Source organism: Marinimicrobium koreense (assembly GCF_003762925.1).
Classification (GTDB): Bacteria; Pseudomonadota; Gammaproteobacteria; order Pseudomonadales; family Cellvibrionaceae; genus Marinimicrobium; species Marinimicrobium koreense.
The window spans coordinates 1,528,990-1,544,509 of the sequence record NZ_RJUK01000001.1; the positions used below are offsets into that span (position 1 = coordinate 1,528,990).

Sequence of the window (15,520 nt, forward strand, 5' to 3'; positions counted from 1 at the left end):
TCGCTCCTTTTACCTAATGTCGCGGTGTGTCCCTTATCTTTACATATCCCGGCGGCATCTGCACGGGCATCATCAGCGAAAGGTGCGGGCCAGAATCAGGCCACCCCACAACAGATTGCGGTCTCCGGGGCCCTGTTTGATCTCCGAACTGTGGCCGCGCACGACGTAACTGATGCGATACCCCTCCGCGAAGGCAACGGTATAACCCAACCAGGCTTCGAGCATGACTGGGCGCAGCTCACTACGCTCAAAAGTGACTTCGCTGTCGCGAAACTGCCCCTGCAGAAACGCGTTATAAGCTCGCGCTTTAACCGATACTCCGCCCCAGAAATAGTGCTCATCGACCGAAATCCCGCTGTTGGTGTAGGAGGATTTCTCGCCATAGCTCACCAGTTCCGGGTTAAATGAGGACCAGGCGGTGTGATAGTCGCCGCCGCGGACCGACAAACTCCAGCTCGCCTCGGTGAGGTAACCCACGGACCCCTGAACGGTGCTTTTGATTTCCAGGTTGTCGAACAGCGTAGCGACATGGTGTTGCCGTGCCACGGTATAGCGCGCTGTCAGTTCGCCGCCGTCGCTGATCTGATTGTCCCAGCCCCGGGCCGGCGTACTGCCGAGAATCGCATGGGATTCATTCTGCACATCCCCTACCAGATCCAGCCCGAGAACTCCCACGGTCAAGGTGCTTTTCCACGCCACCCGATTGCGGATATCCAGCCGCTCTCGGGAGTTCGCCAGGTATACCAGACCGGCATAGGGGCGATCGCCATACTGCGGTTGGACCACCTCGATCTCGCTGGGGGTAAACCCGAACAGCCCCGCTTCGCGGCTGTGCTTGCTGACCCCCACGGGGGAGAGATGCTCAAAGCCCAACGCCGAATCCAGCCAACCGAGCGGCGCGTCCAGAGAGAGCCAACCGTCTTTCGCGGACCGGCCGGTATAGGTGAAATTAAAACCATAGGTGTAATCCTGATCCTTGCCCCCCAGAGCGAGGTAATCATTATCAATGGCCAGCGCCCAGCTCGAACGCTCCGGCTCCGTATAGGGCAGCGATCGGATCGGCGCCGCAGGTCGTTTTTGATCCTCGATCAACCAGGCCACCTGCAGCGGTTCCTGGGCGCGAGCGCTCGGGACGGCCTCAGCCTCTAGCGTCTGCGCGCCAGCGGGCTCCGCCATCATCAACAGCGATACCACCATCCAGAGCGTTGCCGCCCCGAATAAAGTGACCGGTCGTCTTTTTTCTGTTCGTTCTTTTTTTGTTCGAGATTGCTCCGAATTCATTACCTTATTCCCCCAAGTTCAGATTCCAATCAACTATAGATGACCAGTCGTCTTTAAAAGCACACTCTTACACCTCGCATCACTTTTCAGCCCCGCCAAACACGGGGACAATTTTTAAGCTCTACAGAGGGTATTATTGTGGGTATAGAGACGAGCTCTGGTCGGCCAGCACGTCAGTTGGCGTTTACTTGTCCGACGACGATAGGCAAGAGCGCGAGAAAGGCATCCAGCGGCTCGCGGCATTTGGCGGCCTTCATCCGCATGACCGTGCCCTCCCAGGCATTGAACAGATACTCCGCCAGCACCGATGAGGGCTGCGGGCTGCTCAGGCTACCCTGCCGGCGGGCCTCTTCCAGCACCGCTTCAATCGCCTCGGTATTGTTGCGCAGTAGCTGGCGTACCTTCAGGCGAATGACCTCGCTGGAGTCCGACATTTCCTGGCACATATTGCCGATAAAGCAGCCGCCGGTGACCCCGCTGTCACAGGCGCCGGTGTAGTCCCGGAAATACCGGGTCAGGCGCTCCAGTGGTGGCAGGCTGGTATCCTCCAGCAGCGCCCGGCTCTCCTGGTTGCGCGCCTCGGTGGCCCGCTCCAGTGCTTCCAGCGCAAAATCCTCCTTGCTTTTGAAGTAGGTATAAAAAGACCCTTTCGGCACCTCGGCGGCGTCGACTATGTCCTTGATACTGGTACCGTTGTAACCGTGGGTCGCCATGACACCCAGGCCAGCTTCCAGTAAGAGGTCTTTTTTTAACTCGCGCTTGCTCATGCCCATCAATATATGACCGGTCGTCTGGTTTTACAAGGGAATCGCTTATGGTTGTTTTCTATAAGCACCATAGGCCGGGGCATAATAGCCCGTTTTTCGTTCGTCAAAAACCCCAAAAAGGAGGCCGTCACTGGGCAGAGGTTCTGAGCCGCATGAGCGGCGGCAACTGGGACTGGGGTATCCAGTCAAGTTCGGGAAGTGGCGCCTCAAGCACAATCAGCCTCCGGTTCTCACCATGTATGGCCGCCAGCTCCTCGGCGAAATGACGCTGGAACAGTGCTTCCATGGAGCCATCCTGCAATGCCCGCATCAGCCCCTGCTCCAGGCGAGCCGCCAGGGGACCCGCTTTGGCGCTGACATGAAACACCACCGGCAAGGGATAGTAGAGGTACAGATCCGGCACCAGCGCCAAGCCTCCATTCGCCGGTTGGTGACTGGCCAACTCCTGGCGAGCCTCGATGATGCCCAGAGACAGGTAGTCAAAGCGGCGTTGCTCCAGCATGGTGAACAGATTGCTGTAGCGACCGGTGTCGTTTACCGGATAGCCATTGAGACGGAAAATGGCCACGTCCGGCCAGCGCTGTCCCTGCCCTACCGTCAATCGCTTCAGTTGATCCTCCGAGGTCACCTCGGCCATGGTTGGCAAGCTGTCCTCGCGGACGATCAATTGCCGGTAGCCCATCAGGCCGCCCAGAATCGGGATCGGGATGGAGATGATCTGCGCTTCCAGCGGCCCCTCTTTATCCCGCGCTGGTGCCGCGTAGACATTGATCGGGTACCCTTCGGCGAGTGCGCGACGCCCGCGCAGGGAGCCAAAATCCTCATCGTGGCGATTCAGATCATAGGCGGGGTAATCATCGGCAGTTTTTTCCAGGGCGAGCTGAAGCAGTTCGTACTCATAACTGAGTCGCCCTTCGGTGCTGTCCCAGAACCGGACTTCCACGGCCGGGGCGCTTTCCCCAGTCGCACACCAGCCGGCATGGGTACCAATGCCGAAAACAAGAAACAACCACCATGCTTTGTGAAGAGTCTTAAGCATTATTATCATTCTGAACGCAAGGTTAGTCACGCAAACTTAACGGATTGACCCTGACGACACAAGCCCCTCTGCACTGGACTCAAAATCGGGGCCGAACTACCAGAACTGGTATGTCAGGCTGACCTGCCCAAACTGCACTGAATAGCGAGGGCTTTGCTGGCCGCTGGCAAGCAGGTTGGCCACCGTATCCGGCGCCACCGCGTCGATGAAAAAGTCGGCACTTCGATAGTGCTCAACCCCAAAACTCAAGCCCAGAGAGAGTGGCTCGGACCACTGGTATCGGGCGAACAGCTCCAGCCGGCTCAGGTGGGTCTTCAGGTCGGGGAAAGGCGCTGCATTGGCCCGAGTCTCCATTTCTATCACCCCTCGTCCATAGGAGTAACCATAATCCAGGCCCACGTCCAGCCCATCAAGCAGCGCTTCGCGCTCAATGCCGACACCGAAGGTGTCCACCTGGTCTTGTTGGTGGCCGGTCCAGTCGGGCGTGGAAAAGTTATCGCTACCGGCCTGGTCCGAGTCGATTCGTTGACGGGTCGCGAAGGCATAGAGTGACAGATTCTCTGTCGGCCGCACCGATACATCCAGGCTGTGAGACCGGTCGCGCGCCTCCGTCAAACCAATCCGGGTATTGAAATAATCGTCCTTGGCGTAATCCAGGGAAACGCTGAGCGTCATCCAGTCCCGTGGTAAGTAGTTGACACTGGCGCGAACCTGATCACGATCGCGCTCGCCCAGATGATAGCGCCGCAACAGGGGATTCTCCCCCGGTACGAGGTCGTCCAGAGGCCGGTAGTGCTCGACAAAACGCCGGCGCTCCTGCCCACCCTTGAGTCGAACATCCAGCATCTTCGTCAAGGCGGTGCGGACTTCACCCCAGTAGTCGGTGGTGCTGGTTTTTTCCGTTTCCTGAAAACTGCGCTCCATGGTTTCCCGGGACAGGCCCGCCGAGACGGTGGTTCCACTCCCCGTTTTGAGATCGGCGCGCAGCTTGCTGCCGGCACGCTCAAAACTGTAGGGCCGATTGAACTGTGTGGGGGCCACCGCCAGATCCGAGCGCACCGGGGTAAACTCTAAGCGTGGAGTGCGGTTGTCGCGATCGTCATAATACAGTTCAGCCACCACACTCAACGCCGACCCAGGTTGGATCAGCGCACGCACCTGGCCATTGAGCGTATCGACCCGACCATCCAGGCTGAGAGCGGGCTGATTGACGTCGCCCACCCAGGGGTTGATGGTCGCCGGCAGAAAGGCTTCATCCTGCCGCAGGCGGCCCACGGCGAGTCTGCCCGAAGTCTGCAGCAGGCGGCCCGGCTGCCAGCGACCGGACAGCACTAGCTGATGAAAATCGTTGCCGGGCTCTTGCGCCAGACGGCCGCGATCACCGCCTTCGGCCAAGGGACTGAATGGGTTATCCCAGATCACCGAATCGGCGTTATTGTCGAACTGCGAACCGTGATAGGCCGCCTGCAGGTACCAGCGATCTTCCCGGTAGGAGAGCCGCGCATCCATCCGTTCGGTCACCCGATCAACTCCAATGGGCAACACGACGGCGGTATTCAGGAAACTGGCACCCTGAAGCCTGGTGCCCTGCTGTTCGGTACGACGAAAATCAACGCTGTAATCCCAACGATCGTTGCGCCGGGCACCCGCGTTCAGTCCGTAAGTCTCGCGCTCCAATGTCGGGAAAAAACGCTTCAGGCTCGGGTTGAGTTGGCTCATCCCCTGCGTTGTGGACGCTCGCTCCCAGTTGGCGGGCAGGGTCAACACCTGGGTGCCGGCACCGAGAAAAGGGGTCCGCGCCTGCTCCGCCACAAAGTGGGGAATCTGTTGGTATTCAAACCCGATGTCGTAGCGTCCCTGCTCACCGTACAGAAGCCGCACTTGACGTGAGTCGAGCCCCAGGTTTTTGGCCTGTGCCTCGGCATAGGTGCCCTGCTCATTGCGCGTCCTGACTTCCAGCTCACCCAACCAATAAGGGCCGCTCTCATCCAGTCCGGTGTAATCACCAAACTTGGCGGAGCTGTCGGACACATGCCCCACCCCGGCGGTGACACGCCCGTCGCGCTGGCTCTGCTCGGGACACAAACGGCAGGCCCACTCGGCCGTGTCCGCAGTCGGCCAATAGCCCTGGGCACGGCTGTCCTGATTGCCGAGGCTCATAGCCACCATAAAGCAACCCGTCACCCAGACATGCGCGGGGCGGTGGGGAAGACAGACGGTTTCCATCGGTGACCTCCCGCTAACGACTCAGGTTGCGGCCCGAGGGGTGATTGGAACCATGCACCTGCGAATGGCAATTGGTGCAGCTACCGCCCAGCAATGCGGCGGACGGACGACCCTCCGGCAAGCGTTCCCCCGTTTGGGCAATACTGGGGTGACCGGCCCGCGAGTGACACTCCTGACACAACAGCGGCGCCCGGCGGCGCAACAGCGAGGCGTGATTGGAACCGTGAGGGACATGGCAGGAGGCACAATCTTCGGCCGCTGGCGCATGCTCCCAAAGAAAAGGCCCGCGTTTTTCCGCATGACACTCTAAACAGGTTTCATTCAGTGTCCCACGCACCAGCATGGCATCGTTCAGCGTACCGTGCGGCTGATGACATTCAGTACAGGCCATCTGGCCCTGACGCATCGGGTGGGCTGAGGCCTGGAGGCTCTGCGCCCGCTCCCGGGTGTGACAGTCAAAACACACACTCGCCTGTTCCTGCCGGTTCATGACCGGGTCGTGCGGTGTGTGTACCGAGTGACAGCTCGTGCAGGTGAGCCCCTGACGCTCGTGCACACTGCCCTGCCAATGGTTGCGCTCCTGTGACTGATGACAGCTCAGGCAAATGGCCACCTCCTGTTCGCGGTTGACGCTTCCCTGATGAGCAAACGCCAAAGGAGCGGGCCGCTCCTGCCCCGGACGCAGCCTGCCCGCATGGTCGCCTCCCGGGCCGTGGCAGCTCTCGCACTGCTGTTGTGCAAACGGCGTTCCCGGGTCGCTGGCCACCGCATGGGGCGTACTGAAAATGCCCTCGACGGTGTCGCCACTATGACAACGCAGGCAGGTATCCGCCCCCTGATCGGAAAACGCCGGCAGCGCTTCATGAACATCAGTCTGGGCCAGGGCCCCGCCTGTCAGCAGGGCCACCAAGACAACCAGAGCAGTCGTTGCTTTAGCGTAAACCATGGACACGTTCTACATCGGCAATTTGGCCGGGGCCGTGGCACACCGAACAGGTCTCGGTCACTGCGGCATCCAGCACCTCCTGGGTCTGATCGAACACACCCCCGTTGAGAATCATATGGGTCTGCGCCAGATCATTCGTGTGGCAGGAGCCACAAGCGGCACTCGCCTCGGATACTTTCAAATGCACGGAGGGGTCGGCGGGATTCCCCTGGGTCAGCACAGTGGTGCCCAGCACATTGGCCGGCAGTGGTAACTGATACCCATCGTCCGTGTGGCAGGCCAGGCAATCGTCCGCGCCGCGTGGATAGCGCAGCTCGCTGAAGTCGTGGGCGTTATTGCCAAAGCCATAAGCCACGTAGGGTTCATCCCGAACCTCTGAACCGTGAATGGCGTGAATCATATATTTGAAGTGCACCGACTGTTCGGGTAAGCCATCCAGCATGGAAATACCTTCAACCACGGTATCCCCCGCGCGTCGGGCCAGGTCTGTGGTATTGGGATTGTGGCAAATTGCACAGAGCTGCACTTCATCGGTTCGCTGGCCGCCATGAAAGGCCAACGCATCATTACGACTGTGGCACGTCTGGCACTTTTGCGTTTCCACCACCTGACGGCGTGGAACCGGTTCGGAGTCGGTAATGGCAAAATATTCCACCGCCCCGGTAATCGGAATCTGGAAGCCCTCGTCCGGATCAACGGCCCGACCTTCCATACCCACTACACCGGAACCGGTGGCATCACCGGGCAAGGCGCCAGTCACCGAAATGGTAAAGGTGCCGTCGTTATTGTCCGTCGCATTCTGGTGCACATTGGTCACCGACAGGCCCGCCGCCGGTCCATGCACATAATCCCGGGTATCCCAACCGATACGGATCGACAGACTCGCACCCGGTCCAAACAAAGGATCTTCAAGAATATGGTAGGGCGCGTCATCATTGGTGGGGTCCGTGACCGAAAATGTCACGGTCGGGATTTCATTCTGGCCGGTGGCAATCACCTCCAGCAGGTTAAAGTGAAACCGCTGCGCCGCCACCTGCCCCGGTATGGCATGACTCGCCAGCACATCCCCCGCAAACCCGCCCGGCTTATGGCAGATGGTGCACTCACTGTTGTTCGTGGCCGGATGGCCCACACCCGCCACAAAATCAATATCGTCATGGCAGGAACCGCAGGCTTCCATACTGGGTTTTTCGACTATTTGGAGCGCCTGTGGGGTGGCCTCATCCTCCGGATCATGACAGGTCAGGCAGTTGCGTGGGTCCTGAGGATGAACCACATCGGAAAAATCGCTGGGCGAGTTACGAAACCCCCAGAGAATGTAGTCTTCGCCACTCTGAACGCTGGGCAGCCGCTCCCCCATATGGATCTTATGAATCATCTCGCGAAAATCCAGGGAGTGGCCACTCTGGGCATCAACGCTTCCCGGGTTGTGGCAGGTCACGCAGTAATCGACATCGACCCGACCGCCACCGTGCAGTGCCAGGTCATTCCCGTGACAGCTGCTGCAGGATTCCTGGGAAACAATTTTCCGATGATCAATATCCTGTTCCGGGGTCAGACCGGTCGAGGGCTGAAAGGTATACACCGCATTGGCCGCGGGTAGGGATTCACCCCGAAAACTACCGCCCACCTGCAGGCCCACCCGGTGGGTCAACTCCGGCTCGTACTCGACCACCAGCGGCGCACTCACGGCATTGAGATCAAGGTCAAAGGTATAGTGGTAGCTGCCATCACCATTACTGACCAACGCCCCCTCGCTGCTACTTTCGGTGGTGGCCTGAATGACCGTCTCGGTGCCGGGCCAGGGACCTTCCCCCGGCGCTTCCTCGCGGTTAATGTAACTTTGCCAGGCACTGCTGTTGCCCTCTGTGCCCGGCACCAGCTTGGCGACTGTGAAGTTGAGTTGTTCCAGGTGGGAAAACGGATAACCGTCCTGGTCAAGCACCAGGAAGTCGACCACGACCGAGTCCTCAATGCTGACCTCGGTAATATCAACCTGCAGGGCCGTGGGCACTGGGCCCGCGCCCCCGCCGCCCGTTGGTCCGGGCTCGCCCGGAGGCCCTGAAGGGCCCGGGGGACCGGCCGCCCCCGTGGGGCCAGAGTCGCCGTCACACCCGATCAAACCAAGCAGCAACAAAGCGCCAACCATCACATTCAGGAAGCGGGCGCGCCGAGATGGGTCCGAACTCATGATCCTTCCCCCGTGTTGATCCAAATGGAACCCTGGTGAAACTCAACAACAGGCTGACCAGCGCTCACTGAAACCGCGTACCCCTGCACCGCGTATCCCTACACAATGTACCCTCTGCCCCTCCCGTTTATTGACACAGATCAACCCATAATCCGATTCTGCAAAAAACGCCGCAAATACCCGATGACGCCCCCCGATTTGTGTTATTCGTTAAAGAGCACATCCAACTATCCCGCACAGTCCTGAACGACCAAGGATTCATTCATGGGAGGTCTTCATGCACACATCACATGCCGCCGTACGCGAGCAGACCCGCTTTTTATTCTGGCCGCTGGCGATTTTGCTATTGGCAAACGCCGCTTCAGTGTGGGCCGAAGCGCCCGTCGAGGCCGAAGCCTGTGCCAGTTGTCATGGCGAAAAGGGTATAAGCCGGGATGGTGATATTCCCATCATTGCCGGGGCCTCGAATTTCTTTCTGGAAAACCAGCTTTTTCTGTTTCGGGATAAAGGGCGCCCCTGTGCGGGCGAATTGTTCAGTCAACGGGCGGAGTCGCCCCCTAAACCTGACCACTGTGCCCTGGCGGCCGACTGGTCCGATGACGACATAGCAAAAATCGCTGGTTACTTTTCCGCGCTACCTCATCAAAGTGCCGAACAGTCTTTCGATACCGAATTGGCGCAAATCGGAAAAGCCATCCATGAACGCAGTTGCGATCGCTGCCACGCCGAAGGAGGCAGCCTGGCCTTGGACGACGCTGGCATACTCGCTGGCCAGTGGCGGCCCTATCTGATTCGCACCCTGGAAAGCTTTCGTGCGGGGGAGCGCTGGCAGGAAGAAAAAATGGCCGACGCAACGGCCAAACTTTCGGATGACGACATCAAAGCACTGGCCGAGTACTACGTCAGTGTGGGCCAATAGCGGGGAGTCACACCATGAGCGATAACGACGAACCTCCACCGCCAACCGAGCAGAGCAAACGCAGACGGTTTGGCCGCTGGCTATGGGCCCGCCCCCGACGCTGGTTTCTGTTTGGTATTCCCGCCGGAGGATTTCTGGCGTTCGTGATCGGTATCGGTTTTTGGATCAGTTTTGACACCACCGTCAAAGCCACCAACACCCTGGAGTTCTGCACCTCCTGCCACAGCATGCAACAGTTCGTGTTTACGGAGTACCAGAACAGCAGCCATTACAATAACCGCAGCGGGGTTAGGGTCGTCTGTGCGGATTGCCATGTGCCAGAGGCTTTCTTCCCGAAGATGGCCGCCAAAATGAAAGCGACCGTGGTCGAACTACCCTCGCACTTTATGGGCCGTATTGATACCGAAGAGGAATTCAACGCGCACAAACCTGCCATGGCCGAACGCGTCTGGGCACGCATGCGGGCAACGGATTCACGCGAATGCCGGAGCTGCCACAGCTACGATGCCATGGCCGAGACGTTGCAGAACCGACAGGCGGTACGCCGTCACTCGCTGGAGTATCGAGAAGCCACCGGCCGCACCTGCATCGATTGCCACCAGGGAATTGCTCACAGCCTGCCGGAGGTGTCGGCGCGGCAGGAGTGACAGACCGCGCTAGCGAGAATCAAAGGGGTCAGAGTCGTCTGATCCAAAGAATCAAACGACTCTGACCCCTTTGATTTTTAGCGTGCGAAAACCACCGTCTTGCTGCCATTGAGCAACACCCGGTGTTCGGCGTGCCAGCGCACGGCGCGGTTGAGCACCACCGCTTCGATGTCCCGGCCGATTTCCGCCATTTCCTCGGGCAGGTTCACGTGGGAGACGCGTTCGACGGACTGCTCGATGATCGGGCCTTCATCCAGATCGGCGGTCACGAAGTGGGCGGTGGCGCCGATCAGCTTGACCCCGCGCTCGTAGGCCTGGTGGTAAGGCTTGGCGCCCTTGAAGCCGGGCAGGAAGGAATGGTGAATATTGATGGCCTTGCCGTTGAGCTTTCGGCACAGGTCATCGGAGAGAATCTGCATGTAGCGGGCCAGCACCAGGCACTCCACCTCATGCTCCTCGATCAGGGACCAGATCTGCGCCTCCTGCTCGGCCTTGGTATCGGGGGTAACCGGCAAATAGTGGAACGGCAGCTCGTACCATTCGGTCAGGTCCCGCATCACTTCATGGTTGGACACCACCCCGACAATATCAATGGGCAGGGAGCCGTTTTTCCAGTTGTTGAGCAGGCTGTTCAGGCAGTGGCCCCACTGGGACACCGCAATCAGCACCTTGGGCTTGCAGTCCACATCGTAAATCGCCCAGTCCATGCCGTACTTCTCGCCCACCGGCTGGAACAGCTCGCGGATCGCGGGCAGCTCATAGCCCTGGGGGCACTCGAACACGGTGCGCATAAAGAAGCGCCGCTGGGTCACATCCTCAAACTGGGAGGACTCGCGGATATTGAAGCCACGCTGGGCAAACAGACTGGCCACCGCCGCCACAAGGCCCTGGGCATCCTGACAACTGAAGGTAAGTACTACTTCCCGCACACCGGCCATGGAACAATTCCTGATATCGAATAGAGAATGAACAATAGATGAAAGGCTGCAAGACTACTGGATTGCGGACAAGGGGCTCAAGTGCTTTATGGCGCAACCAGGGTAGTGCCAGCCAGCGGCAACACAAACACCAGCACAATCGGTAGCACCACAAACGCCAGCAGCGTGGACATCAGTACCATGGCGGCCACTTCCTGAGGGGCCCGGTCATAGCGCAGGGCCAGCAGGTAATTGAAGATGGCGACCGGCATGGCGCCCTGGAGCACCGCGACCCCGAGCGCCTCACCCTCCAGCCCGATCAGCCGCGCGGCCAGATAGGCGAGCGCCAGCCCCCCCAACACCCGCAAGGTACTGAAGGCCAGACTGAGCCGCCAGGCCACCAGTTTCAGGCGCGCGAGGGAAACCCCCAGGGTCAGAATCATCAGCGGTATGGCAAAGCCCCCCATCAGGTCCACCGTATTGGCCAGCCACAGCGGCAGCGTGGTATCGGTCAGCAACAGCGCCACCGCCAGCACCATGGCGTAGAGCACCGGCTGGCGCCCCAGCGCCTTGAGCCGTGCGCCCAACCCCTCGGCGCGGGACACCATCATGATGCCCACGGTAAAGGTACTGAGGGTCATCACCATAAACGCGGCCAGCGCCAGGGCCAGCCCGGTATCGCCAAAGGCGAACAGGCACAGCGGCAGACCCAGGTTGCCGTTGTTGGGGAACATCAGAGAGGGAATATAGTGGACCGGCGGCAGCTTCAGCCAGCGGGTCAGCAGGTAACCAATCACGCCCATGCTCAGAATCACCACCGCCGCCGCCAGGGCCACGCCGCCCATGATGCTCGGCTCCACCTCGACCCGCGCCATGACCGAGACAATCAGGCAGGGGGTGGCGATGTTCATCACCGCGCGGGAGACAAACTCGGATGGGTAGTCGGCACCGGAGCGCACCCAGCCGTAGCCGATAGCGGTTCCGATAAACAGCGGGGCCATAATGGCCGCTAATTCCGCGAACATGTCGCTCCTAATGTCGCGTGGTGGTCAGGACGGTCAACCCCCATTGTACCGGAATGCGAGCGACACACTAGCGCAAAAAGGCCGCTATGTTATTTTTGGCGATAACAGCCAAAGCCGGTAGAATAAAAAAATCTATTCAGCCCACATTGGCCAACTTTACACCACTTTCAGGGTACCCCTCCCTGAGGACGCGGCCCGCAGGATAGTGATCACTGACCTGACGATTTACACACATTTTATCCACAGGCCATCCCCGTTTTTGTCCGCTTGCATTCCCGCCCAAAGCGCATTATCTTGTAGCGCATTCACCCGGTACCCCTATATATAGGGTTTTTCGATACCCCGCCCCAACGCTTCACGCTGTGCGCGGTACCGGGTTATCCAGTTTCACCAAACACCCGTCACCTGCCCAGGGTGACCGCTTACAGTCACGGAATTCAGATCGCTCGCGGAGACGTCCATGCACACAGAAACCGACTCACAGAACACCACCACCGGCTCCCAGCCCCACACGGAAGGCTCATCGCAGCAGCGCAGCGCCTCCAACCTCTCGGCCACCGCGCCGGGCCAGGTTCGGGTCATCAAGCGCAACGGCACCGTGGTCCCCTACGACCCCAGCAAAATTGCTGTCGCCATGACCAAGGCCTTTCTGGCCGTGGAAGGCGGTACCGCCGCCGCCTCGCGCCGGGTGCGCGAGACCGTGGAAAACCTGACCGGTCAGATCACTGCCACCTTCAAGCGGCGCATGCCCTCCGGCGGCACCATCCACATTGAAGAAGTACAGGATCAGGTCGAACTGGTACTGATGCGCTCCGGCGAGCACAAAATCGCCCGGGACTACGTTCTCTACCGCGAAGAGCACGCCCGCCTGCGCGCCGAGAAGCAGCCGGCCGCCAGCGCCGACACCCAGGCCGAAGATCCGGAATACCCCACCATCGAAGTCACCCTGGACGATGGCAGCAAGGCCCCGCTGGACACCCAGCGCCTGCGCACTATCGTGCGTGAAGCCTGCGCCGGCCTGACTGACGTGAGCGAAAAGGCCATTCTCGATGAGGCCATGCGCAACCTCTATAACGGCGTGAGCCTGCGCGATGTGAACACCTCTCTGGTGATCACCGCCCGCACCCTGGTGGAAAAAGAGCCCAACTACACCTACGCCACCGCCCGCCTGCTGCTGGACAAGCTGCGCGCCGAGGCGCTGAGCTTCCTGGGTGTGGCCGACTTCGCCACCCAGGCGGAAATGGAAACCTATTACGCCCAGGCTCTGCCCGCCTATATTCAGAAAGGCGTCGAGCTGGAGCTGCTGGCACCTGAACTGCTGAGCTTCGACTTGGAAAAGCTGGGCAAGGCGATCATCGCCGAGCGCGACCTGCAGTTCACCTACCTGGGCCTGCAGACCCTGTATGACCGCTACTTCATTCACAGCAACGATGTGCGCATCGAGCTGCCCCAGGTGTTCTTCATGCGCGTGGCCATGGGCCTGGCCGTGGAAGAAGACAACCGCGAAGAGCGCGCCATCGAGTTCTACAAGCTGCTCAGCTCCTTCGACTACATGAGCTCCACCCCGACCCTGTTCAACGCCGGCACCCTGCGCCCGCAGCTGTCTTCCTGTTACCTGACCACGGTACCGGACGACCTGCACGGCATTTACGGCGCGATCCAGGACAACGCCATGCTGAGCAAATTCGCGGGCGGTCTGGGCAACGACTGGACTCCCGTACGCTCCCTGGGCGCCTACATCAAAGGCACCAACGGCCGCTCCCAGGGCGTGGTGCCCTTCCTGAAAGTCGCCAACGACACCGCCGTGGCGGTGAACCAGGGCGGCAAGCGCAAAGGCGCCGTCTGTGCCTACCTGGAAACCTGGCACCTGGACATCGAAGAGTTCGTCGAGCTGCGTAAAAACACCGGTGACGACCGTCGTCGCACCCACGACATGAACACCGCCAACTGGGTACCGGACCTGTTCATGAAGCGCGTGTTCGACGATGAAGAGTGGACCCTCTTCTCCCCGAACGATGTGCCGGACCTGCACGACCTGTACGGCAAAGCCTTCGAGGAGCGCTATAACGAATACGAGCGCATGTGCGAGACCGGCGAGATGCGCCTGTACAAAAAAGTGCGCGCGCTAGATCTGTGGCGCAAGATGCTGGGCATGCTGTTTGAAACCGGCCACCCCTGGATCACCTTCAAGGACGCCTGCAACCTGCGCAGCCCGCAGCAGCACGCCGGTGTGGTGCACTCCTCCAACCTGTGCACCGAGATCACCCTGAACACCAAGGCCAATGAAGAAATCGCCGTGTGCAACCTGGGTTCCGTGAACCTGGCCCAGCACATCGTCGACGGCAAGCTCGACCATGACAAACTGGCGAAGACCGTCAAAACCGCCATTCGCATGCTCGATAACGTCATCGACATCAACTACTACTCCGTGGACAGCGCGCGCAACTCCAACCTGCGCCACCGCCCCATCGGCCTGGGCCTGATGGGCTTCCAGGACGCCCTCTACCGTCAGCGCCTGGCCTATGGCTCGGACGAAGCGGTGCAGTTTGCCGATATCTCCATGGAAGCGATCAGCTACCACGCGATCAAGGCCTCCTGCGAACTGGCCAAAGAGCGCGGCCGCTACGCCACTTTCGAGGGTTCACTGTGGAGCCAGGGTATTATGCCCATCGACTCCATCCAGAAACTGGCCGAAGAACGCGGCGAGAAGTACATTGAAATGGACCTGAGCCAGACCCTGGACTGGGACGGCCTGCGCGAAGAGGTGAAAACCAACGGCATGCGTAACTCCAACGTCATGGCCATCGCCCCGACCGCCACCATCGCCAACATCACCGGCGTGAGCCAGTCCATCGAACCCACGTACCAGAACCTGTACGTGAAATCGAACCTGTCCGGCGAATTCACCGTCGTGAACCCCTACCTGGTGCACGACCTGAAAGCGCGCGGCCTGTGGGACAACGTGATGGTCAACGACCTGAAATACTACGAAGGCACCGTACAGCCCATCGACCGCGTACCGGACGATTTGAAAGCGCTGTACGCCACCGCCTTTGAAGTGGAACCCAAGTGGATCGTGGACGCCGCCAGCCGCCGCCAGAAGTGGATCGACCAGGCCCAGAGCCTGAACCTCTACATCGCCGGCGCCAACGGCAAAAAGCTGGACATCACCTACCGCATGGCATGGTTCCGTGGCCTGAAAACCACCTACTACCTGCGCGCCCTGGCCGCCAGCACCACCGAAAAATCCACCATCACCACCGGCACGCACAACGCCGTGTCCTCCAGTGGCGGCAACGGCGTAGCCGCCGCCAGCGCATCGGCGGCCAGCACAGCCCCGAGCAATGGCGAAGCCGCGCCAGTACCCAAGGCCTGCTCCCTGGACGACCCAAACTGCGAAGCCTGCCAGTAAACTGAACCACCTACGCGACCCAACCACCAAGGGTCGCGTAGGGCGGATAAGGCCAAAGGCCGCATCCGCCGTAACCAAACCAAACGCGGCACCAAAAGTCCGCGTAGGGCGGATAAGCAAAGCGCATCCGCCGTAACCAAAACCAGACGT

General features: G+C 60.0%; 11 protein-coding genes. 3 read left to right on the forward strand and 8 right to left on the reverse strand.

Going from position 1 to position 15,520, the window contains the following annotated elements; genetic code table 11:
• Nucleotides 1-72: 72 nt before the first annotated feature.
• The 6 genes from EDC38_RS06675 to EDC38_RS06700 all read right to left on the reverse strand — a co-directional run bounded on the left by EDC38_RS06675 (nucleotide 73) and on the right by EDC38_RS06700 (nucleotide 8,273).
• Nucleotides 73-1,197, reverse strand: a complete 1,125-nt coding sequence (locus tag EDC38_RS06675; RefSeq protein WP_123637830.1) for a lipid A deacylase LpxR family protein — start codon at nucleotides 1,195-1,197, stop codon at nucleotides 73-75.
• A gap of 257 nt (nucleotides 1,198-1,454) precedes the next feature.
• Nucleotides 1,455-2,048: a TetR/AcrR family transcriptional regulator gene (locus EDC38_RS06680; RefSeq protein WP_024460739.1), complete on the reverse strand. Its 594-nt coding sequence runs from the start codon at nucleotides 2,046-2,048 to the stop codon at nucleotides 1,455-1,457.
• A gap of 127 nt (nucleotides 2,049-2,175) precedes the next feature.
• On the reverse strand, nucleotides 2,176-3,087 hold the full coding sequence (locus EDC38_RS06685) for a type 2 periplasmic-binding domain-containing protein (RefSeq protein WP_123637831.1): 912 nt from the start codon (nucleotides 3,085-3,087) through the stop codon (nucleotides 2,176-2,178).
• Nucleotides 3,088-3,183: 96 nt separating this feature from the next.
• On the reverse strand, nucleotides 3,184-5,313 hold the full coding sequence (locus EDC38_RS06690; protein WP_123637832.1) for an MtrB/PioB family decaheme-associated outer membrane protein: 2,130 nt from the start codon (nucleotides 5,311-5,313) through the stop codon (nucleotides 3,184-3,186).
• A 13-nt stretch (nucleotides 5,314-5,326) separates the two neighbouring features.
• Entirely contained in the window at nucleotides 5,327-6,259 is a 933-nt protein-coding gene (locus EDC38_RS06695) for a DmsE family decaheme c-type cytochrome (RefSeq protein ID WP_123637833.1), read from the reverse strand.
• On the reverse strand, nucleotides 6,246-8,273 hold the full coding sequence (locus tag EDC38_RS06700; RefSeq protein ID WP_170162869.1) for an OmcA/MtrC family decaheme c-type cytochrome: 2,028 nt from the start codon (nucleotides 8,271-8,273) through the stop codon (nucleotides 6,246-6,248). The genes EDC38_RS06695 and EDC38_RS06700 overlap by 14 nt, the downstream gene beginning before the upstream one ends.
• Nucleotides 8,274-8,727: 454 nt before the next feature.
• Between EDC38_RS06700 and EDC38_RS06705 the strand changes: the two genes are divergently transcribed.
• A complete protein-coding gene (locus EDC38_RS06705) occupies nucleotides 8,728-9,369 on the forward strand; it encodes a c-type cytochrome (protein ID WP_123637835.1) in 642 nt (213 codons plus the stop codon).
• Between the two features lie 14 nt (nucleotides 9,370-9,383).
• Nucleotides 9,384-10,016, forward strand: coding sequence for a NapC/NirT family cytochrome c (locus EDC38_RS06710; RefSeq protein ID WP_123637836.1), 633 nt, complete (start codon nucleotides 9,384-9,386; stop codon nucleotides 10,014-10,016).
• Nucleotides 10,017-10,093: 77 nt separating this feature from the next.
• Here EDC38_RS06710 and purU read toward each other — a convergent pair whose 3' ends face one another.
• Complete coding sequence (gene purU / locus EDC38_RS06715; protein WP_123637837.1) at nucleotides 10,094-10,954, reverse strand: formyltetrahydrofolate deformylase; 861 nt, start codon at nucleotides 10,952-10,954, stop codon at nucleotides 10,094-10,096.
• An 86-nt stretch (nucleotides 10,955-11,040) separates the two neighbouring features.
• The gene (locus EDC38_RS06720) at nucleotides 11,041-11,958 is read right to left on the reverse strand and encodes an AEC family transporter (RefSeq protein WP_123637838.1); all 918 of its coding nucleotides are present in this window, start codon (nucleotides 11,956-11,958) and stop codon (nucleotides 11,041-11,043) included.
• A gap of 460 nt (nucleotides 11,959-12,418) precedes the next feature.
• Between EDC38_RS06720 and EDC38_RS06725 the strand changes: the two genes are divergently transcribed.
• Nucleotides 12,419-15,370 (forward strand): ribonucleoside-diphosphate reductase subunit alpha, encoded by a 2,952-nt coding sequence (locus EDC38_RS06725; protein ID WP_123637839.1) that lies wholly within the window; start codon nucleotides 12,419-12,421, stop codon nucleotides 15,368-15,370.
• Nucleotides 15,371-15,520: the final 150 nt, after the last annotated feature.